This window comes from Geodermatophilus sp. DSM 44513 (assembly GCF_032460525.1).
In the GTDB taxonomy this organism is placed as follows: Bacteria; Actinomycetota; Actinomycetes; order Mycobacteriales; family Geodermatophilaceae; genus Geodermatophilus.
Genome location: NZ_CP135963.1, coordinates 3,098,149 through 3,117,665 on the forward strand (window position 1 = coordinate 3,098,149; position 19,517 = coordinate 3,117,665).

Below are 19,517 nucleotides of genomic sequence, written 5' to 3' on the forward strand. Positions count from 1 at the left end.
GTCGATCCGTCATGAGTCCTCCTCGAAGGCACAGTCCACGGCGCCAGGGCGTGCTACAAGCGCTGAGACATAGCATCGCTATGCTGCCATCTGCATAGCACTGTTATATAGGCTGGGCAAGTGTCAAGAGGTGCGCCGGCCAGCATCCGCGTCCTACTCGTCGAACGGGCGGCGGCCATGTTGGCCCGTCGCGAGCCGGTGACCCTGCGCGCACTGGTAGAGGGCACCGGCGCCTCGACGATGGCGGTGTACACACACTTCGGCAGCATGTCCGGCCTGTGGCGAGCGGTCCGTCAGGAGGGTTTCACCCGACTCACCGCACGCCTGGCCGCCGTCGAGCAGACGACCGATCCGGTGCGTGACCTGATGGCGCTCGGCGCTGCCTACGTCGGCAACGCCCTGGCCAACCCTGCCTTCTACCGCGCGATGTTCGACACCGCCGCTGAGCTCGAGGACCCGCAGGCTGCCGCCCAGACCTTCCAGGTGCTGGTGTCCGGCGCCGTCCGCGCCCAACAGGCCGGCCGCTTCGCCGACTCCTGTGACCCGGAAGCGGTCGCGACGCAGTTTTGGGCCACCGGCCACGGCCTGATGATGCTCGTACTCACCGGCATCCTTCCTCGCTCCGTCCTCGAGACCCACGTCCCGAATGCGGCCGCGGCACTGTTCGTCGCCGCTGGCGACCATCAGGACCGGTGCTGGCGATCGGTGCGAGCCGGCTGGTCGACCATGGAAGCCCACCCCCAGCAGGCGTCTGGTTAGCCGAACCTGCTACGGCGACGTCCAAGGCCCTGGGGGATGGGAGTCACCGCGTCCCGCGGGGGATCCCTGTGCGGTGACGGCGGGGCGCTGCTTCGGACCTTTTTGTGAAGGCGGCTTCAGGGACGCATCGTTCCAAACAAGAGCGTGGAGATCACGAACGCACCTAGACCCGAGAACAACAGCCCATCGAGGACGTTCGCTGGCATCGAGTCCGTCACCCCGCCCACGAGGACAACCGGCAGGAGGACCACCGTCGCGATGGCCGAGGCTGCGGCCGCCACGCGGAGCGTCACCTTTGCCTTCCGTCGGGAGGGCCACCCGGCCCCCACCGCCGTTGTGCGCAGGGAGCCGAGCAGGACCAGCGACGCGGTTGCCGAGAGCGGCACCGCAACGATGTAGAAGAAGCCGGCCCCGATGGGGACCCCATCCGCAGGGTCGGTCGTGGTGATCGCCACCACGACAACTTCCCAGCAGGCAAGTGCGACGGCTGACAGCCGAAGCCCTGTCCTGCGGAGCGGACTCACCCGTCCATCGTGACTCCGGTCGACCATGAGTGACATCGCCCGGTGGAGTCGATCAGGGGACGGTCTACAGCTGCGCCGCTTTGGGACAGCCATCGGTCCGGTCCTCGGCCGCAACGGCGCGTGCTGTCACACTGATCCGGCTGACGGGTTTGGTGGCCCGCCAGTCTTGGCCGCGGCCTCGGCGCATGGGTTGCCCGCCTGGCCCATGCGCTCGTTGTGGAGGGGAGCTGCCCGTTCGAGTCGGGCCCGTGCAGGCACCCGAGGTAGGCGCGCCAGAACCATCCAGCGCCTACCCCGGCCACCCATCCAGGTGTCCCTGAATGGGCCCCTTTACGAGACAGGGCGGCCTTGCATTGAGCGTTCCTCGGCTGGAACCAGGTTTCCGACGTGGCCGAGCGTCGCTTTATGCCGTTGTCTGAGAGCGTGACGTGATGGTTAGAGACGATCCGCTGGTCTTCGTGATGCGCGACGCCTTCACCGGGCGGCCAATCCTCACGGTCTACCACGAGGCCGACGGTGATTGGCAGTACTTGACTGACGGCGAGGCCATGGCGGAGAACGCGCAACTGGTCCACCAGAGCCATGTGTACGACCTCGACGTCTCGCTGAGCGGCTTGGATTCGATGCCGCCGGGAACTCGGGCTGTTCGACAAGACCAGGGTTCCCCGTGGGTCATCAGCGAGGACTTGGACTAGCTGCCCGCCCCGACGACCGGACCTCTGCCGTCCACCTCCGAGTGGCGCTGCGACGGTGGCATGCCGGCACAGCGCCTGAGGAGACCCGATGGTCCCCGGGTAGCCTCCCCCAGGGTGCAGCGATGCGGCGTGCGTCACGGACGGAGGCCCACTGCCGCATCGAGATGCTGGGCCCCGAGGTCGGTCACGACCAGTCGACAACACATCCACAGCTCATCGTCGTCGCCCCAGTGCTCCCACTCGGAGAGCAGTCGCCGACTTAGCTCGGATGGGAGGACACCGGTGGGGCCGTGCCGGGTCTCCGGCGGCCCGGGGACCTCAGGTCGATTGGTGGGGTACCCCACCCGCATGTCGTAGAGCTCGACGAGCCCCCGGGTCAACCAATCGAGGAGGTAGGCCGAACAGGCGGCTGGATCCCACGGGCCGTGTCGGACCACTGATCCGCCTTGGAGGACGTCGGTCACCCCCAACGGCAGCTCCGCCAGGCTGGATTCCTCGACCACCGCCCAGTACATCTCATGCTCGAAGTCCGACAGGTCCTCCCATCCCACATCGGGGAGCATCGCAGAAGGCATCGGCAGCACATTTGAAGCCTGCCGGCGCCTACGGGCTCGTGACCCTCGGATCAGTCACCCTGGGACCAGAACTGAGGCCTCTAAGGTGCCCGCGCATCGCATCACCGAAGAACGAACCACCGTCCGTGCCACCAGTTCCGCGGCCCTCACGCGGGTGGCGGAAGGCCGCATCGGTCGCCGATGATCGGCCGTACGTCCGCTGAGGAGATCTCCGGTGAGGCAATGTCGGCTCGGTGGACCCGTTCCACCGTCTACCGGGACATGTGGATCGACCCGGACGACGACCCACGGGAGACTGTTGTGGCCACCGGCGATGAACGCAGCCTGCTCCTGGACTACTTGCGTCGCTATCGCCTGACGCTGGAGATGAAGTGCACGGACCTCGGCGCCGAGCAGCTCGCCTGCCGGTCCGTGCCCCCGTCGACGATGTCGCTGCTGGGGCTGGTGCGGCACATCAGCGAGGTCGAGCGACACTGGTTCCGCCGGAGATGGCCAGGCAGGATGCGCCGCGGCTGTACTGCACGGATGAGAACCGTGACCGTGACTGGAACGGCGCGGTCGCCGATACAGACGTCGTCGAGGAGGCCTGGCAAACCTGGCGGACCGAGGTCGCCTTCGCCCAACGCTTCGTTGCGGAAACGCCCGACCTCGACACGATGGGCTCCACGCAGGTCCAGCTGCGCGACGTCCTCGTTGACCTGATCGAGGAGTACGCACGGCACTGCGGGCATGCCGACTTGCTGCGGGAACGGATCGACGGTCGGGTCGACCAGGAGCGCTTCGAGTCTGCGGACGCACCGTAAGCGGAACGGCTACCGGCACACCCGACGACTGCCTGGGGGCTGGCTGCCGTCCCGCAGGGGATGCTCAGCGGGACCTGAACACGAGGTCGGGTTGGCAGCCTTGGCGGTCGACGTGATCTGTACGTCCGTCCCTGCGGTGGTCAGCTGCCCTGGCGCCCCGACCAGGCGTAGAGGCGAAGGCGAACACCAGGAGCGGCAAGACTCCATTCCTGGGTCCTCGTGTAGAGGTGACGCGAGCCGTCGGCCATCAACACTTCGAACTCCTCGACCGTCGCTTCGCCGAGCATGCTGCCGTCGAGCGGTCCGCCGCGGGCCACCGCGCCGGGCAAGTCATCTGCAGAAGGCGGCATGAGGCACACGCTATGGGGAGCGGCCACGGTGGCGAGCCATCTCGCCGCCACCGAAAGGGGCCCGAGCGCCACCGGCGACGTGCACATCGAACGGTTAGCCATCCGTCGGTGCCCCTGAGGGATCGTCGATCGGAGCGTCCTTCCGCGGGCCAACGATCCGTCGAGCGGTCACACCCGGACGTCGAACTCGAGGTCGATATCGCATGCCGCGCGTCCACCGCGGATGCCCCAGTTCTCAGTCCCGCTGTCCCTGACCAGGATGGTGACGTGGTCCTCGGGGATGCCAAAGGGCGAAAGCCGATCGACGACCTCCCGGTACAGGCTGCGCTTGGCGTCGACGGAGCGACCGGCGAAGCAGTCGATGGTCACAAGGGTGTAGCGGTCCGGCTGCGACAGCCGTGGTGCGGTGGCGAACCGATGTGGCTCGTGCACGACCAGGCGCACGTGCTTGTCACCCAGTGGGATTTTGAACGCCGCGACCAGGGACTCGTGGACCGCATCGATGATGGCCATCTCGTCCGCCCGGCTGTACTGCCGACGGACCTCGATCTGTGAACTTGGCACGCGGGGCAGTGTCCCAGTGCTCGGTTTCATGCACGCGCAGGTCCGGGTGGGGGCGTCCTACGCGTCATGGCTCTGACTGCTGGCCCGGCGCCCGCGACGGGCGGTTGCATCCACGCCGCCCGCCGAGTGGACAAGACCGTCCCACGCGCGGATCGCCCAACGGGCACGAGCGCATTGGATGGGCGGCAACGTCGCTGTCAGGGGATGCCGAGGAGGCGCAGGCAGGCCGTGGTGACGGCGGCGGCCAGGCCGATGAGGACCAGCGGTGTCCCGCGCCAGGCCAGGATCCCGGCGACGAGGACGCCGGCCAGTCGGGCCGGGCCGGGCCACTGGCCGTCCTGCAGCAGGGTGGAGGTGGCCACCACGGCACAGAAGAGCACGGCGACGGTGGTGGCGATCAGGGTCTGTGTGCGGGGCGTGAGGTCGATCCGGCGGCGCAGCAGGAGCCCGCTCAGCCGCAAGGCGAGAGTTCCGGTGGCCAGCAGCGCGACGGCGGTCACCAGGCCCGGGTCGACGCTCACGGAAAGCCCCCCTGCGTGGTCTGCGGTGGGCGTCGCCCCGGCAGCGCGGCGAGCACGCCGAGGAGGGCCAGCAGCACCGGGACCCCGGCAGGCAGGACCAGAGCGGTCGCCACCGCGATGACCGCGCCGACCAGCGCGGCCCGCCGGGTGGCGCCGTCGGCCAGGGTGGGCAGGACCAGGGCCAGCAGGACGGCGGGAAAAGCGGCGTCCAGGCCGAGGTCGGCGGTGTCGGGCGCCAGCGCGCCGCCGAATGCGCCGGCCAGCACCCCGAGGTTCCAGCAGACGAACAGCGCGGCTCCGCAGGTCCAGTAGGCCGCCCGGCGTGCGCCCGCGGTGCCCTGGGCCAGGGTGAAGGCGACGGTCTCGTCGACCAGCAGGTGCGCTCCGGCCAGGCGGCGCAGCCAGCCGGGGCCCAGCAGGTCGCCGACGGCCAGGCCGAGCGGTACGAGCCGGGCGTTGACCAGCAACCCGGCCGCGACCGCGGACAGCGGGGTCCCGCCGGCGGCGATCACGCCGACGAAGAGGAACTGCGCGGCACCGGCGAAGACGGCCAGTGACAGGGCCACCGGCAGCCACAGCGGCAGCCCGGCGCCGACGGTGAGCGCACCGAAGGCCGCGCCCACGACGGCGTCGGCGGCGCACACCAGGACCACGGCGCGGCGGACGTCGGCCGGCAGAGACTGCCACAGCGAACGCATGGCCGATACAGTGAACCCCTCACGCGTGTTCGTCAAAACGAACGAAAGGGCTGGTGCATCGAACGGTGGTCGAGCCTCCCCCTGCGCCGGTGGCGATGGTCGCCCGGGCGCTGCGCCGCGAGCGCGCTCGTACCGGCCTGTCCCTGACCGAGCTGGCTCGGCGCGCCGGCATGGCCAAGTCCACCCTGTCCCAGCTGGAGGCCGGCACCGGCAACCCCAGCCTGGAGACGCTCTGGGCGCTCAGCACCGCCCTGGACGTGCCCTTCGCCCACCTGGTGGACCCACCCCGCACCCGGGTGCAGGTCATCCGCGCCGGCGAAGGACCGGCGGTCGCCTCCGAGCGCGTCGACTACACCGCCACCCTGCTGTCGGCCAGCCCACCCCGCGCCCGCCGCGACCTCTACCTGGTCCACGCCGAACCCGACGAACCACGCATCTCCGAGCCGCACGCCCTCGGCGTGGTCGAACACGTCGTCCTCACCTCCGGACGAGCCCTGCTCGGCCCCACCGAGGACCCCGTCGAACTACAGCCCGGCGACTACGTCACCTACCCCGGCGACGCTCCTCACCTGTTCCAAGCCCTCACGCCGGGCACCCGCGCCGTCCTGCTCACCGAACACACCTGACCGGGTCGCACCCTGCCGCTGACCGATCCCCTGCGCGACCAGGATCTCCAAGGGCCAGGTCGCCGAGGACGTCGCCGTTGACCGTTCCCCCATCCGACACCGCGTCGGCGGCCAGGGTGGTATCGCGGGTCGGCGAGGATGATCAGGTGCTCGGTGAACAGCGTCTCGGGAACCTGGCGGACCACGTGGTTGGGGTCTCCGGCGTGGTCGGCGTGGTGCTCGGCGGCAGTCGTGCCCGTGGCGAGCACACGAGGGACTCCGACGTCGACCTGGGCCTGTACTACCGCCAGCCCCTGGACGTCGACGCGCTGAGTGCGCTGGCGCGGCAACTGGCCGGCCCCGGTGCGCAGGTGACTGAGCCCGGGGCGTGGGGGCCGTGGGTGGACGGCGGAGCGTGGCTGCGCATCGACGGTACGGCGGTGGACTGGATCTACCGCGATGTGGACCGGGTGCGCTCGTGTTGGGCCGCAGCTCAGCGCGGCGAGTTCACTTTCCACGCGCAGGTCGGCCACCCACTCGGCGTGCCGGACTTCGCCTACGCCGGAGAACTCGCGCTCGCCCAAGTCCTGGCCGATCCCACCGGGGAGCTGGTCGCCCTGCAGCAGCAGATGGCCACCTATCCGGACCCCCTCGGCCGAGCCCTGGTCGCGAGATTGTGGGAGGCCGGCTTCACCCTGGACAGCGCGCGCAAGGCGGTGTCACGGGCGGATACCGCCTACGTGGCCGGCTGCGTGTTCCGTGTGGTGCTGCTGTGCGCGCACGCCCTGCACGGGCGGGCAGGGCGGTGGCTGGTCAACGAGAAAGGCGCGATCGCCTCAGCCGGGCGCCTACCCGCGGCACCGCCAGACTTCACCGTCCGGGCCCACGGCGTCCTGGCCCATCTCGGGGACCGGCCCGACCAGCTGCAAGCGGCGGTCACTGCCGCTCAGGCGCTGATCGACGACGTCCGCACCATCTGCGAACCGCCGCATTAGCCGATCGTCCCGCGGGACACGCGAAAGAGGATCGGCTGCCGGGACGCTTCCTGGGTGTCGGAAGGCACCGAGGTCGAGCGGGGTCGTGAAGCTGAAGGCCGCGCTCACTCCCCGGTCGTTCCGTCCAGCGCCTCGCGCAGCACGTCGAGGTGACCGACGTGCCTCGCGGTCTCCTCCAGCACGTGCACCAGCACGAAGCGCAACGAGTGCGGCTCGCCGTCGGGCGGGCGGCGGGCCAGGTCGTCCAGCCCATGCGCGGCCAGCACCGCGTGTGAGCGGACCACCTGAGCCTCGTACTCGGCCCTGAGCCCAGCGGTCGACTCGTCCGGGCCGACCTGCCACTCGCGGTCCTGGTCCCCTACCGCCTGCGGGACGTCGGCCTCATCGCCGGCGAAGACGTGTGAGAACCAGTACCGCTCGCCGAAGGTGAGGTGCCGGAGCAGCCCGAGCGGCGACATGGTCGTCGGCGCGACCGGGCGTCGGAGCACCTTGTCGTCGAGACCGGTGAGCTTGGCCAGCACCGTCGCACGGTGGAAGTCCAAGTAGGCGCCGAGCAGCTCCCGCTCGCCGCCCACCCGGGGCCGGGCCGGCCGCGCGGCCATCGCTTCCCCCTGGGTCGTCACGGGTCCCTCCTGATGTGGGTAGTGGTTTCCAACCATGCCCTGACATCAGCGACACCGCGGCGACCGAGTCCCTGAGTGCCCTCGGCGACCATGCGCGCACCGTAGGTCGCTTGGCTCAAGTTCCGGGCTCACCGTCCTGAGCTGATCCGGAGCGGCGCCAGGGCGTTGGCCCAGCGCGTGACCTGGTCGAGCATCGTGTGGAGGACTGTCACCTGGTGGTCGCCTGGGGCCAGCTTGGTCCCGTTGTGGAAGTCGGTGAACAGCGACAGAGCGACCTGAGAGCGGACGTCGGCGATGTGGAGTTCGCCCATGACCAGCCGGAGTTGTTCGACGGCGCGGGTGCCGCCGTGGGTGCCGTAGCCGACGAAGCCGGCGGGCTTGTCGTGCCACTCGGTGTAGAGGTGGTCGATGGCGTTCTTGAGGACGCCGGGCATCGAGTGGTTGTACTCCGGGGTGATGAAGATGTAGCCGTCGAATGCGGCGATGGTCTCGGACCACCGGCGGGTGTAGGAGTGCCGGTAGTCCCCGGTCATGGCGGCTGCGACAGGTTCCTCAAGGTGTGGGAGGTCGTGGTCGGCGAGGTCGACGATCTCGTAGTCGGCGTCGTTTCGTTGGCTGGCGACCTGGTGGACCCAGGCGGCGATGTCTGGGGACTTCCGGCCGGGGCGGGTGCTGCCGGTGATGATGGCGATGCGGGTCATGAAGTGGTCTCCGTCTTCGTCCGAGTCGGTGTGCGTGGTGGGGGCGTCGTGTGGGTGCCGGCGCGTCGGGTCTCGTGGAGCAGCCACACGGCGCCGACGAGGGCGCCGAGGGTCGCGGCGGCGAGCCAGGAGAAGGTGTTCCGGAAGCCGTCCAGGGTCGCGGGGCCGGTGGCGTCGGTGGGGAGTTGGCCGGTCAGTACGACGATGAACAGCGCGCTGCCGAGAGCGCCGCCCACGCGGGAGAGCGCGTTGACCTGTGTGGTGGCATCGGGGATCTGATGGCGTCGCACGGCGGCCAGGGCGGTGGTCACGACGGGCATCCCGGACAGCGCGAGGCCGATTCCGCGGATGACCTGTAGGGCTTCGACGAGGACCAGGTCGGGGTCGGCGGGCAGAACCGCGAAGGGCAGTGTGCTGGCAGCGGTGACGAGCAGGCCGGCGACGGCGACGGGTGGGCCTCCGAACCGGTCGGTGAGGCGTCCGGCGACCGGGAAGGTCACGGCCGCGCCGACGCTGAAGGCGATCAGGAGCAGGCCGGTGTCGATGATGTCGCGGGCGAGCAGCAGCTGGAAGTACAGCGGCATCACGATGAGGCCGCCGAACAGCGCTGCCCCGTTGAACAGGACCTCGACCGAAGCCGCCCGGTAGACCCGGTCGCCGAACAGGCGGAGGTCGACTAGGGGGTGTGGCGAGGTCAGGCACCGGCGGGTGAAGGCCGCCAGCAGCGCCAGGCCCAGCGCCAGTGGGCCCGCGACCGCCGCCGTCAGCAGGCTGCGGGTCTCGGCGGCGTGCGTGATGCCGTACACCAGCAGGGGGAGCCCCGGGACGACGAGCAGCAGGGCTGGGACGTCGAGCGGTTGACCTGCCTCGTCCTCGCCTGCTGATCTGACGGGGACGGTGCGCACGCCGACGGCCAGCGAGGCTAGGCCGATCGGGACGTTGATCAGGAACATCCAGTGCCAAGACAGCTGCGCCAGCAGGACCGCTCCGAGGACCGGCCCGACGCCGGGGGCCAGGATGGCCGGCACGCTGGAGGTCGCCATCAGGCGTCCCAGTTGCGAGGCGCCGGCGGCCTGTGCCAGCACGGTCATGCCGGTGGGGACCAGCAGGCCCCCGGCCATGCCCTGCAGGACACGGAACACGATGAGCAGTTCAACGTTCCATGCCGCGGCGCACAGCCCCGAGGCAAGCGTGAAGCCGGCCAGGGACCACAGCCACAATCGCCCGGCACCGACGCGCCGGGACAGCCAGCCACAGACCGGCAGGGCTGCGGCCAGTGCGAGGAGGTAGCCACTGGACACCCACTGGATCGCCGTCAGGGACGCGTCGAGGTCGTCTCGGATGGTGGCCAGGCCGACGTTGACGATGGAGCCGTCCAGGCCGGCCATCACCCCGCCGAGGGCCAGAACGACGGCCAGTCGCCAGATGCGGCCGGAGATGGGGGTGTAAGGCCGAGGGGACGGTGTGGATGTGCGGCTCACGGCCTGGCTCCAGACATCGACTTTCGTTGGATCTCCAACGTAACAGATCGTTGGACTTCCAACGATTCAGTAGGATCGTCTGGTGGCCGATCAGCATGCGACCGAACCGGTGCAGGCTCCCTCGCGCCGGCTGTGGGTTCTGCCGTCCTGGTTGCTCAACCAGGTGGCCAGCCGCGCGAATCGACTTGTCGCGGAGTCCTTCGGGCGCCCGGGCGTGCGCTTGCGTTACGCGGTGCTGGCCGGCCTCGCGGAGTTCGGCCCGATCAGCCAGGCCGAGCTCAGCAGGCGCCTTGGTGTCGACCGGAGCGATCTGGTTGCTGCCCTCAACGAACTCGAGCGCGAGGACTTCGTCCTGCGTGCGCCGGACGACCGGGACCGGCGACGCAATGCCTTGCGGATCACAACTGCGGGGCAGGCTGAACTTCGCTCCCTGGACGTACGCGTGCAAGCTGCCGCGGCCGCGCTCCTGGCGCCACTAGCGCCCCGGGAGCGGGAGCAGTTGGTGTCACTGCTCCAACGGGTTCTTGCCCATCACTCCGATGGCGGGCACCGGGGCGACGACCACGCAGATGGCATCTAGGGCCTGTCCTGGGAGACACAGGCTCGTGTCCTCCCTTGCGGTGAACTGCGCCCACCCGTCGCCGGAGAGCGCACATCGAGGGGCTCGGGTCCCTCTAGCTTCCCGACCATGAGGCATTGGGGATGGGTCTTCGTCGCGTACGTGGGCTCGACCCTGCTCAGCTCCCTGCTGATGTGGGCGTTCGGTGGAGTGGACACCTGGCCCGGTGGTCTTGCGATCGCTTCCGTCGCTTGCCTGGGCCTCCCGCTCACTGAGGCAACAGTCGCGCTGTGGCGCAGGCACAAGTGGCCTGACCGACGCGCCTCTCCCTGACCGCTCGCGTGTCCCTGAGGCCGCTTGGTATTCCGGAGCGGCCCATCAGGGCCAGGTGCCGCGCCTCGACGCGAGTCCCGCGTGTCACGCTGAGGACGTGCGACTTCCTGTGCCTGCGATCTGGCGTCGCCGCAGCGAGTGGCGCTGGCCGACGTCGCCACCGCCGACCGTGCCGCCCAATTCTCCGCCTCGCTTTCGGTGCCCCGCCTGCCGTGCGCCGTCGGGGGCGGACGATCGCTGCGACGCCTGCGGTGCCGTTCTGCATCGGGATGAGTCACCCTGAGCGAGCCCACTACGGCCTGCTGGCTCCGTGGTTCGCGTCGGGGTCATCCTCGGCGATCCCCCTCTTCTCAGAGGTCTTCGCCCTTCGAGCGCGGGAGAGGGCCACGAGCGCTATGGAGACCTGAAGCAGTCCGATGGGCGAGACGAGTCCTCCCCACAACGGAGATCGTCCTGAGAGGATCACGCCCCGCGTCTATCGTGCGGCCGCCGCAGGGGACAGCGTCAGGTAGATGAGGCCCGACATCCCCGCCCAACGCGGGATGCGCTTGTGCCTCCATCGCTCCCACTCCGCTGGACGCCGTCGGAAGTGGTGTGCGACTCCCAGGGCGACGATGCCGTTGACCAGGTTCATCAAACCTGGAGCAGCCGACACACCGGACTGGCGGCGCAGGCGACGCACGATCGGGACAGCGACTTCTGCCGGGGTGCCGAACAGCGCGACGGCCCCCACCGCCCCGAAGTAGGGCTTGACTTCGTCAGCGAAGTCGGCCGTGGACGGATGACGTGGCGTGTTCCCTCCCTGCGTCACGGCCGGACCGTAGCGGCTGATGCGTGCGGCGCACCGGGTTGCGACCTCGGAGACCACGTCCCTGAAGCCGCCTTCAGTGACGTGGTCGGAGTCCCGCCCCCCTCACCGCAGGGGCATCCCCTCGCGGGCATCGTCGGCCTACCAAACGAGCGCGCCCACGGGTTCCGGTGCGGGTTCCTCGAACGGGGCGCGACGAGACCGTCACGCTGCACTCCAGCGACCTTCTTGCGCCCGGATTCGGCTCAAAATGGCGGCCGCGACTGTCGACGATCTGCGCTTCCGTGCTGCGACCGCCGGTCGGCGGTCGTCATACACGGGAGTTCGTGCGTGCAGCTGCACGTACCTCTGAGCAGTGAGTTCAGCTCGCCGCCGTCCGCCGCGTGAAGGCCGTCCGGTAGGCGGTGGGCGTCGTCCCTGTCTGGCGGGTGAAGTGCAGTCGCAGGTTGGCCGCCGTGCCCAGGCCGCTGTGCTGGGCGACCTGCTCGATGGACAGGCCGGTGTCCTCCAGCAGTTGACGTGCCCGGCGGACCCGCTCGGCGGTGAGCCACTGCAGCGGCGGGAGCCCGAGTTCGGCGGTGAACCGGCGGGTGAGCGTGCGGGTGGTGGTGTCGGCCCGGCGAGCGAGCAGCCTCAGGGTGAGCTGCTGGTCCAGGCGGGACCGCGCCCAGTCCAGCAGGGGTGCCAGCGCCGAGTCGGGGATCGTCGGTAGCGGGGTGGAGACGTACTGGGCCTGGCCGCCCTGCCGGTGCGGAGGGACGACGAGCCGCCGGGCGACCTCGGCGGCGATCGCCGTCCCGTGGTCCCGGCGCACGAGTTCCAGGCAGAGGTCGATCCCCGCCGCGGTGCCCGCCGACGTCGCGACCTGACCGTCCACCTCGTAGAGCACGTGCGGGTCGACGTGGACGGCGGGAAACCGCTCGGCCAGGACCGCGGCGTGCATCCAGTGCGTGGTGGCCCGCCGCCCGTCGAGCAGCCCGGCCGCAGCCAGGGCGAAGGCGCCGGTGCAGACGCTGGCGACCCGGGCCCCCCGCCCGAACGCCGCCTGCAGGGCGTCGACGAGCTCGCCCGGCACCTCTGCGTCGACGGACGCCAGAGCCGGTACCACCACGGTGTCGGCACGGCGCAGCACGTCCAGGCCGGCGTCGACCCGCAGGACCAGCGGCGCGCCCTGCAGGCGCACGAGCTCCTCGCCGACGCCGCAGACCTGGACCTCGTAGGGCCGGGACAGCAGGTCCGGGCGCGGCATCCCGAAGACCTCGCCGGCGACCCCGATGTCGAACGCCGGCATCCCGTCCAGCACGGGCACCGCGACGACGTGGGGACGCACCCCGCCACCCTAGTGGCTCGATACTGCCGACAGGTGGCCATCTGGCCACTGGTCCGGTGGCGCCCGGTTTGGTGAAGCTCCTCCGGTGACGACGGCGCCGGACACCGACAACCCCCGCTGCGCCCGCACGGAGCGCGGGCTCGGGCCGGTGACCGGTACGGCGCTGACCATCGCCGGGGTGGTCGGCACCGGCGTCCTGGTGCTGCCCGGCCTGGCGGTCCGCGACGCCGGCCCGGCCGCCCTGGTCGCCGTCGCAGCGCTCGTCGCCCTGTCCGTGCCGCTGGCCGTCACGTTCGCAGCGCTCGGCGCGCGCTTCCCCGCCGCCGGCGGGGTCTCCAGCTTCGTCGTCCGCGGCGTGGGCCCAGCCGCCGGCGCCGTCACCGCCTGGTGGTTCTACCTCGGCGTGCCGCTCGGGGTCCCCGCCATGGGGCTCTTCGCCGGGGACTACGTCCAGGCCGCCGTCGGCGGCGGGACCGCGACCCAACTGGGCACCGCACTGCTGGTCCTCGCCGTCGCCGCCGCGGCCACTGCGCGCGGCGTCCAGGTCTCCGGCGGGATGCAGGTGGCCCTCACCACAGTGCTGGTCGGCGGGTTGCTGGCGGTCCTGGCGCTGGTCGCCCCCGCCGTCGCGCTCGAGCGACTCACCCCGTTCGCACCGAACGGCTGGGCGGCGGTGGCGCCCGCCGTTCTGGTCCTGTTCTGGCTGCTCACCGGGTGGGAGGCCGCCGCCCACCTCACCGGCCGCTTCGCCGACGCCCGGCGCGACGTCCCCCGCGCCACGGCGATGACCCTGGTCGTCGTCGCGGTCCTGTCCGGCGGCACCACCCTCGCGCTGCTCACCGTGCCCGGCATCGACGCCGGCGGGAGCGCACCGGTGACCCAGCTGCTCGGCACGGTCATCGGCGGGGCGGCCGGAACCGCCGCAGCCGTGCTGGCGGTTGTCGTCACGCTGGGGAACACGAACGCCTACGTGGCCGGTCTGGCCGAGCTCGGCGGGGAGATGGGCCGCAGCGGGCAGGCACCCGGCTGGCTGGCCTCGGCACCAGGCACCGTCCCCCGCCGCAGCCTCACCGTCGTCACGGTGCAGGCGCTGGTCAGCCTGGCCGCCGTCACGGTCCTCGGGTGGTCGACCGAGCACCTCGTGCTGCTCACCACCGCCTCCCAGGTCGCGGTCTACGGCGCCGGGCTGATCGCCGCCCTGCGCCTGCTGCCCCGCAGGACGGCCGGCTGGTGGGCCGCGGCGGTGTCCCTTCCGCCGATCCTGGTCCTGGCCGCCCTCAGCGGCTGGTACCTGCTCGCCCCCACCGGCCTGGCCGTCGCAGCCCTCGCACACCGCCGCCTCAGCAGCAGGCGACTTCCTCGCCCGCTCAGCTGAAGCGCAGGACCGAGACCGCAGGAGAGCCGGTCACTGGCTCGTCCGCCTTCGTCCTGGACTTCCGCGACCTCGAACGTGCAGCGGCCGCTCGCTGACATGGGGGGCCGCAGGCGGACCCCGCTGTGGGACGACGGCGGCTGGCTGGCGGAGTGTGCCCTGGGGCCTGTTCCGGAGTTCGGGCACTTCGCTCATCGCGTTCACGTGTGCGCATCGGCCCGTTGCTGTTCGCTCGGCAGCCGGCCAGGCAAAACCGGGGAGGCAGGTGACTGACCATGCGTGCTCGTGCATGACTATGCTGACAGTCATGTCGCATGTGCCTGCCAGCTGGGGCGTCGTCGCGTGCACTCCCGTGTCGCGCCGCCGCTGCGACCGCACGTGCTGGAGCGGCGATCCCGCCATGTCGTGATGGCCCCGTCGGACGTGCGGCTGTGCGTCTTCGGGGACTCCTTCACCGCCGGGGTCGGGGACCCGACCGGCGCAGGGTGGGTCGGTCCGGTGGTGGCTGCGGCGCGTGATCCTCGCTGGCGCCTGACGGTCTACACCCTGGGGGTGCGCCGGGACACGTCGGTGGACATCGCCCGCCGCTGGCTGGGTGAGGCGCGCAGTCGGCTCAAGGACGGCGACCGCTTCGGCGTCGTCCTGGCCTTCGGCACCAACGACGCTGACGAGCAGCAGGGACGGCGGCGGGTGCGCCGGGAGCGGACGCTGGCCCTGCTGGCCGACGTGCTCGACGACGCGCACACCGCCGACTGGGCGGCCCTGGTGGTCGGCCCGCCGCCGGTGGCCGATCCCGCCCCGAGCGCCCGCGCGGCGGACCTGGCCGCCGGCATGGCCGAGGTGTGCACCCGGCGGGCGGTGCCGTTCGTCGACCTCGGTGCCCTGACTGAGGAGCCGGTGTGGGTCGCCGAGGTCGCCGCCGGGGACGCCTTCCACCCCTCGACCGCCGGCTACGGCCGGCTGGCCGACATCGTCACCCCGGTCGTCGTCGGCTGGCTGGGTGCACTGGTGGCCGGGCCGGCGCCGCAGCTGCGGCCGGCGCGGACCGGGAGCGACCGGTGACCGAGCCGTCAGCGCCCGCCCTGCCACCTGGCTGGTCGCACCGCCACCCCCGCCCCGACGACCACGCGCGGGTGCAGGCGGTGCTGGGCCACTGGTGGCCCGGCTTCGGCGGGCAGGCCGGCGCCCGAGAGCGGGCCGCGCTGCTGCCCCGGCTGTTCTTCGAGCACTTCACCGACACCAGCCATCTCATCGAGGACGACGACGGGTGCCTGGCGGCCTTCCTGGTCGGGTTCCTCTCCCCCGCCCGGCCCGGCGCGGCGTACGTGCACGTCGTCGGCGTGGACCCGGCCGCTCAGCGCGCCGGCCTGGGACGCTGGCCCTACACGCGCTTCACCGCCGCAGTCCGCGCCCGGGGCGCGCGGGAGGTCGGGTGCATCACCAGCCCGGGCAACCGGGCCTCGATCGCCTTCCACACCTGGCTCGGCTTCGACATCGAACCCGGCGACCAGACCGTGGACGGCATCCCGGTGCACAGCGACCACGACGGCCCCGGCCTGCACCGCGTCGTCTTCACCCGCAGCCTGGATCGACAGCCGCGCACGTAGTGCGAGCGACGGGGACGCCGAGCGCCGCCAAGCCGGTCTGACCTACGTGTCACTCACGATGGCGGCGTGGGCCGCCACGATCCTCCAGCCGCTCGCTGCGTCGTGGTGCCAGGTGCGGGTGTAGCGCATCCGAGCCGCGAAGGGCTCCCCTCCGACGGTTCCCTCCAGGATCCCGAGGAAGAAGGTGACCCCGGTGGAACCGGCGACCAGGATGCGCAGATCTTCTTCCTCGACCCGGTTCAGCACCTGGTGGCCGCTCCGGTGGGCACGGAGGTCGTCCTCCTTGGAGTAGAGGTTGCCGTCCGGCCCGGTGAACAGCACCGCGTCGTCGAGCAGTTCGTCCAGCCCGTCCACGTCGGAGGCCAGCTGGGCGGCCTGCAGGCGCCGCTCGGCCGCCCGGAGGGTCTCGGTGTCAGCGCTCTGCGGCATGGTCGTGACCGTAGGTGCCACACCGGCCCTGTACGCAGGGTGTTCGCTGCCAGCGCAGACCGCAGCGTGCTCGAGACCGGCCCGGCCGAAGAACTCGCCGTCACGTGCCCAGCGACAGCCGTTCCGGCAGCAGCATGGCTGCCAGCGCCTGCAGCGGCTCCCCGTCCAGACGCATGACCTCGATCTCTTCCAGACCGCGGGCGCGCAGCCGGCGGTAGAACCGGAGCGCGGGATCGTTGGTGCGCAGCACCCACCACTCCAGCCGGCCGCCGCGCTGCGCGGCGGTGCGCGCCAGGTGAGCGAGCAGGGACAGACCGATGCCTGCGCCGCGGTGCTCGGCGCTGACGTACAGGTCCTCGAGGTGCACGCCGGCGCGGCCGGTGATGGTGCTGTAGCTGGGGTAGTGCAACGCGAAGCCGACCGGCTGCTCCTCCCAGGTGGCCAGCACCGCCTCGGCGACCGCGTCCTCACCGAACAGCGCGCGGGCGAGGTCCTCAGGCCGAGCAGTCACCTCACCGGGGAACTGCTCGGCCTCGGCCAACTCGACGACGAACCGGTGCAGGACGTCGACGTCGTCCGGCCGCGGGCGTGGGGACTGGACGATTGCGCGCTGAGCGCGGACACGGTGCTTCGGGACCGCGCTCAGCGTGCGATCGCCGCCGTCTAGGGAAGGCGGATGGGCATCAGCATGCGCACGTCACCGGGACGCGCCGGGTCGCGGAGAACCAGCGGTGCGATCGGACCGTCGAGCTCCAGCACCAGCTGCCCACCTGCGCCCACCTCGAGCGCCTCCAGCAGGAACTCGCGGTTCACGCCGATCTCGACGGACCCCAACGTGAGCACCGTCGCGGTCTCCTCGGCCCCGTCCGGACCGGTCGATACCGGCAGGATCGGAGCGGCCGCCAGCTGAGCCCGCAGCGCCGCGGCCTCGGAGTCCACGCGGTGGGCGCCCGAGCTCCGCAGGATCCGCCGGTAGTCGGGGAAGTCGTGATCCAGCCGCTGCCCGCACACGGTGCGGCCGGGCATCTCGACGGTGATCGCGTCGCCCTCCACACAGATCGTGGTGGGGCCGTCGTCGCCGCAGGCGGCGAGCACCTCATCGACGAGGGCCACCGGGAGCAGTGCCCTCAGCTCGCCGTTCGGCTCCGCGCCCGCCAGCGCTGACACGGCCAGCCGGTACCGGTCGGTGGCAACCAGCCGAACCGCGGCGTCGTCGACGTCCAGCAGGACGCCGGTGAGCATGGGCAGCTCGGGATCCTTGCCGACGGCGTGGCCGACGGCGCGCAGGGCGGCGGCCAGTTCGGCGGCAGTGGTGCGGATGGAGACGGGGGCAGGGAACGCGGTCACGGACTTCTCCTGGTCGAGTAGGGCTCGGGCTGCGGAGAGCTCACAGCGGGCGTCGGCCAGCCCGTCCTCGAGTCGCGCGAGATGCGCCCCGAGGACCTCTTCCACCACCGATGGCTCCCGGCGGTGCTCAAGCACCCGGCGAATGTCGGCCAGCGGCAGGCCCACCCGCCGCAGCCGCGCGATCAGCCGGGCGGTGACGACCTGGTCGTCGCCGTAGAAGCGGTACGAGCTCTGCGGGTCCACCCGAGCCGGCATGAGCACGCCGGCGCCGTCGTAGAACCGCAGGGCGCTGACCGAGAGCCCGGACTCCCGGGCCATCTGGCCGATCCCCCGCACGTGTTCCTCCACATGGCCGACCGTCCGGCCTCGACAAGGTCGAGAGTCAACCAGGACACGCGCGCGGCAAACGCGTCGCGGCACGGGGTCCGTCACCGCTCAGAGCACGGCCGGGCCGGCAACCTCCGGGCGGTCCGGAATGCGCAGCCGCTTCGCAGTAGCGCGCGCTGCCACTGGGCTGCTCACCGGGCGACCCGCCCGGTGGCTCATGCGACGACGCGTCGCTGGTTCGAGATCGGAGCGCCAGCGCCACCGAGGTCATGCAAACCAGGCGGCCCGCACCGGCGCCACCGGTTGCGCCGGTAGGTTTTCGGCTCTGCCTCTCGTGTTGGGCGCAGCGCGCCGTGGCAGCAGCGACCACATGTCGCAGGAGGAATCTGCTGCGGAACGCGCGGGCAGGCTGTCGTGAGTGACCGGGTCGTCCCGCAAGGGTCGTGTCGGCGGGACGACCTCGGCTCTCGTCAGCGGCTGGCTCAGCTACTCACGCCCACGCTGATGGCCGCCGTCCGGTGACCGTTCGTGTGCCCGCGGGCTCGGTCGCGCTCGAGGGCGCGATAGACGATGGAGCGAGCGACGCCGAACAGGTCGGCCAGTTCGGCGGTGCTGTGCTCGCGCTGCCGGGAGAGGTCCACCAGGTGGGCTTCCTGACGAGTATTGAGCGTGGGCTGCTTGCCGCGCAGCTTCCCCTTGGCCTTCGCGGCTGCGCATCCCTTCGCGGCTGCGCTGCCGGATCAGGTTGGCTCTGAACTCTGCGACCATCGCCAGCACGTTGGACAACAGCCGCCCGACCGGGTCGTGCGGGTCGTACACCGACCCGCCCAGGCTGAGCCGGACCTGGCGCACGGTGAGCTCTTCGGCGATCGCCCGAGCGTCGGGCATCGAGCGGGCCAGCCGGTCCGGCTGACGGAGGATCACCGTGGATGACAGGGTGATCACCGTGGATCAGGATGCTCAGCAGACCTCCCTTACGTGGCTGACCACACCGGAGATGATCGATCCACGAACCAGCGAGGATCTCGCCATGTGCTGGCGCGCGGTTGCCGATGCCGGTGGCGCCGTCGGATTCCCGTTCCCTCCCGTTGATGAAGACCAGGTTCGCTCCGCCAGCGCGACGATGATCGAGTCCCTTCATCCCCAGCGCAGCCGCCTGCTCGTCGCGTCCACGAGCAATACCGTCAGCGGTTGGTTGCTGCTCAGAGTCAACAACAATTCGCTGACGCAGCACTGGGGTGAGATCTCCCGAGTCCAGACGTCCCCGCAGGACCGCGGTACCGGCATCGGACGTCTGCTGATGGGAGAAGCCGCACGCTGTGCACGGGACGACCTCGGCCTCACTCAGCTACACCTTGCCGCACGCGGAGGACTGGGCCTTGAGGAGTACTACGGTCGCCTCGGATGGCGAGAGGTTGGCCGATGGCCTGACGCTTTAAGGTTCTCGGGGACGGATCACCGCGACGAGGTCTTGATGCTATTGACCCTCCACTGACGGACGAGCGGAATCG

Annotated in this window: 24 protein-coding genes and 2 pseudogenes; 10 read left to right on the forward strand and 16 right to left on the reverse strand. The window is 71.0% G+C overall.

The window, feature by feature from the left end:
* Positions 1 to 120 precede the first annotated feature (120 nt).
* Positions 121 to 759, forward strand: coding sequence for a TetR/AcrR family transcriptional regulator (locus RTG05_RS14985; RefSeq protein ID WP_315911915.1), 639 nt, complete (start codon positions 121 to 123; stop codon positions 757 to 759).
* Between the two features lie 116 nt (positions 760 to 875).
* Here the strand turns inward: RTG05_RS14985 and RTG05_RS14990 are convergent, their stop codons facing one another.
* Positions 876 to 1,283 (reverse strand): hypothetical protein, encoded by a 408-nt coding sequence (locus RTG05_RS14990; protein WP_315911916.1) that lies wholly within the window; start codon positions 1,281 to 1,283, stop codon positions 876 to 878.
* A 458-nt stretch (positions 1,284 to 1,741) separates the two neighbouring features.
* Between RTG05_RS14990 and RTG05_RS14995 the strand changes: the two genes are divergently transcribed.
* Positions 1,742 to 1,978 carry a hypothetical protein gene (locus RTG05_RS14995; RefSeq protein ID WP_166525794.1) on the forward strand — a complete coding sequence of 79 codons (237 nt, stop codon included), beginning with the start codon at positions 1,742 to 1,744 and terminating at the stop codon, positions 1,976 to 1,978.
* Between the two features lie 134 nt (positions 1,979 to 2,112).
* On the opposite strand, the gene RTG05_RS15000 is transcribed toward RTG05_RS14995, so the two are convergent.
* On the reverse strand, positions 2,113 to 2,562 hold the full coding sequence (locus RTG05_RS15000; protein ID WP_166525795.1) for a hypothetical protein: 450 nt from the start codon (positions 2,560 to 2,562) through the stop codon (positions 2,113 to 2,115).
* A 357-nt stretch (positions 2,563 to 2,919) separates the two neighbouring features.
* Between RTG05_RS15000 and RTG05_RS15005 the strand changes: the two are divergent.
* Positions 2,920 to 3,356: pseudogene (locus RTG05_RS15005) on the forward strand (DinB family protein).
* Between the two features lie 140 nt (positions 3,357 to 3,496).
* Here RTG05_RS15005 and RTG05_RS15010 read toward each other — a convergent pair.
* The 4 genes from RTG05_RS15010 to RTG05_RS15025 all read right to left on the reverse strand — a co-directional run bounded on the left by RTG05_RS15010 (position 3,497) and on the right by RTG05_RS15025 (position 5,489).
* On the reverse strand, positions 3,497 to 3,706 hold the full coding sequence (locus RTG05_RS15010; protein WP_166525796.1) for a hypothetical protein: 210 nt from the start codon (positions 3,704 to 3,706) through the stop codon (positions 3,497 to 3,499).
* Positions 3,707 to 3,874: 168 nt separating this feature from the next.
* The gene (locus RTG05_RS15015; protein WP_166525797.1) at positions 3,875 to 4,270 is read right to left on the reverse strand and encodes a tautomerase family protein; all 396 of its coding nucleotides are present in this window, start codon (positions 4,268 to 4,270) and stop codon (positions 3,875 to 3,877) included.
* Positions 4,271 to 4,467: 197 nt separating this feature from the next.
* Positions 4,468 to 4,791 (reverse strand): AzlD domain-containing protein, encoded by a 324-nt coding sequence (locus RTG05_RS15020; RefSeq protein WP_166525798.1) that lies wholly within the window; start codon positions 4,789 to 4,791, stop codon positions 4,468 to 4,470.
* A complete protein-coding gene (locus RTG05_RS15025) occupies positions 4,788 to 5,489 on the reverse strand; it encodes an AzlC family ABC transporter permease (protein WP_166525799.1) in 702 nt (233 codons plus the stop codon). Before RTG05_RS15025 ends, RTG05_RS15020 begins: the two co-directional genes overlap by 4 nt.
* A gap of 95 nt (positions 5,490 to 5,584) precedes the next feature.
* On the opposite strand from RTG05_RS15025, the gene RTG05_RS15030 reads away from it, so the two are divergent.
* The gene (locus tag RTG05_RS15030; RefSeq protein ID WP_166529175.1) at positions 5,585 to 6,115 is read left to right on the forward strand and encodes a helix-turn-helix domain-containing protein; all 531 of its coding nucleotides are present in this window, start codon (positions 5,585 to 5,587) and stop codon (positions 6,113 to 6,115) included.
* Between the two features lie 77 nt (positions 6,116 to 6,192).
* Complete coding sequence (locus RTG05_RS15035; RefSeq protein ID WP_315911917.1) at positions 6,193 to 7,089, forward strand: nucleotidyltransferase domain-containing protein; 897 nt, start codon at positions 6,193 to 6,195, stop codon at positions 7,087 to 7,089.
* 104 nt (positions 7,090 to 7,193) lie between these two features.
* On the opposite strand, the gene RTG05_RS15040 is transcribed toward RTG05_RS15035, so the two are convergent.
* From RTG05_RS15040 to RTG05_RS15050, 3 genes are all read right to left on the reverse strand, one after another.
* Complete coding sequence (locus RTG05_RS15040; RefSeq protein WP_208104592.1) at positions 7,194 to 7,712, reverse strand: DinB family protein; 519 nt, start codon at positions 7,710 to 7,712, stop codon at positions 7,194 to 7,196.
* Between the two features lie 128 nt (positions 7,713 to 7,840).
* Positions 7,841 to 8,413: an NADPH-dependent FMN reductase gene (locus tag RTG05_RS15045; protein WP_166525800.1), complete on the reverse strand. Its 573-nt coding sequence runs from the start codon at positions 8,411 to 8,413 to the stop codon at positions 7,841 to 7,843.
* Positions 8,410 to 9,894 carry an MDR family MFS transporter gene (locus RTG05_RS15050; protein ID WP_315911918.1) on the reverse strand — a complete coding sequence of 495 codons (1,485 nt, stop codon included), beginning with the start codon at positions 9,892 to 9,894 and terminating at the stop codon, positions 8,410 to 8,412. The genes RTG05_RS15045 and RTG05_RS15050 overlap by 4 nt, the downstream gene beginning before the upstream one ends.
* Positions 9,895 to 9,976: 82 nt before the next feature.
* Here RTG05_RS15050 and RTG05_RS15055 point away from each other — a divergent pair, with 82 nt between their 5' ends.
* Positions 9,977 to 10,474 carry a MarR family winged helix-turn-helix transcriptional regulator gene (locus tag RTG05_RS15055; protein ID WP_208104593.1) on the forward strand — a complete coding sequence of 166 codons (498 nt, stop codon included), beginning with the start codon at positions 9,977 to 9,979 and terminating at the stop codon, positions 10,472 to 10,474.
* Positions 10,475 to 11,261: 787 nt separating this feature from the next.
* On the opposite strand, the gene RTG05_RS15060 is transcribed toward RTG05_RS15055, so the two are convergent.
* Complete coding sequence (locus tag RTG05_RS15060) at positions 11,262 to 11,597, reverse strand: hypothetical protein (RefSeq protein ID WP_166525802.1); 336 nt, start codon at positions 11,595 to 11,597, stop codon at positions 11,262 to 11,264.
* 358 nt (positions 11,598 to 11,955) lie between these two features.
* Entirely contained in the window at positions 11,956 to 12,924 is a 969-nt protein-coding gene (locus tag RTG05_RS15065; RefSeq protein WP_315911919.1) for a helix-turn-helix domain-containing protein, read from the reverse strand.
* A gap of 85 nt (positions 12,925 to 13,009) precedes the next feature.
* On the opposite strand from RTG05_RS15065, the gene RTG05_RS15070 reads away from it, so the two are divergent.
* The 3 genes from RTG05_RS15070 to RTG05_RS15080 all read left to right on the forward strand — a co-directional run bounded on the left by RTG05_RS15070 (position 13,010) and on the right by RTG05_RS15080 (position 15,903).
* Positions 13,010 to 14,299, forward strand: a complete 1,290-nt coding sequence (locus RTG05_RS15070; RefSeq protein WP_166525803.1) for an APC family permease — start codon at positions 13,010 to 13,012, stop codon at positions 14,297 to 14,299.
* 405 nt (positions 14,300 to 14,704) lie between these two features.
* Positions 14,705 to 15,358, forward strand: coding sequence for a GDSL-type esterase/lipase family protein (locus RTG05_RS15075; RefSeq protein WP_166525804.1), 654 nt, complete (start codon positions 14,705 to 14,707; stop codon positions 15,356 to 15,358).
* Positions 15,355 to 15,903 carry a GNAT family N-acetyltransferase gene (locus RTG05_RS15080; protein ID WP_315911920.1) on the forward strand — a complete coding sequence of 183 codons (549 nt, stop codon included), beginning with the start codon at positions 15,355 to 15,357 and terminating at the stop codon, positions 15,901 to 15,903. The genes RTG05_RS15075 and RTG05_RS15080 overlap by 4 nt, the downstream gene beginning before the upstream one ends.
* Before the next feature lie 42 nt (positions 15,904 to 15,945).
* Here the strand turns inward: RTG05_RS15080 and RTG05_RS15085 are convergent, their stop codons facing one another.
* The 5 genes and pseudogenes from RTG05_RS15085 to RTG05_RS15105 form a co-directional block, all read right to left on the reverse strand.
* Complete coding sequence (locus tag RTG05_RS15085) at positions 15,946 to 16,332, reverse strand: nuclear transport factor 2 family protein (protein ID WP_166525805.1); 387 nt, start codon at positions 16,330 to 16,332, stop codon at positions 15,946 to 15,948.
* A gap of 100 nt (positions 16,333 to 16,432) precedes the next feature.
* Positions 16,433 to 16,873: a GNAT family N-acetyltransferase gene (locus RTG05_RS15090; RefSeq protein ID WP_315911921.1), complete on the reverse strand. Its 441-nt coding sequence runs from the start codon at positions 16,871 to 16,873 to the stop codon at positions 16,433 to 16,435.
* Positions 16,874 to 16,995: 122 nt separating this feature from the next.
* Complete coding sequence (locus RTG05_RS15095) at positions 16,996 to 17,997, reverse strand: DNA polymerase III subunit beta family protein (protein ID WP_166529181.1); 1,002 nt, start codon at positions 17,995 to 17,997, stop codon at positions 16,996 to 16,998.
* 491 nt (positions 17,998 to 18,488) lie between these two features.
* Positions 18,489 to 18,647, reverse strand: a complete 159-nt coding sequence (locus RTG05_RS15100; RefSeq protein ID WP_315912598.1) for a hypothetical protein — start codon at positions 18,645 to 18,647, stop codon at positions 18,489 to 18,491.
* 109 nt (positions 18,648 to 18,756) lie between these two features.
* A pseudogene (locus tag RTG05_RS15105) lies at positions 18,757 to 18,894 on the reverse strand (recombinase family protein); the annotation flags it as partial.
* A gap of 37 nt (positions 18,895 to 18,931) precedes the next feature.
* On the opposite strand from RTG05_RS15105, the gene RTG05_RS15110 reads away from it, so the two are divergent.
* On the forward strand, positions 18,932 to 19,501 hold the full coding sequence (locus RTG05_RS15110; RefSeq protein ID WP_208104596.1) for a GNAT family N-acetyltransferase: 570 nt from the start codon (positions 18,932 to 18,934) through the stop codon (positions 19,499 to 19,501).
* Positions 19,502 to 19,517 lie beyond the last annotated feature (16 nt).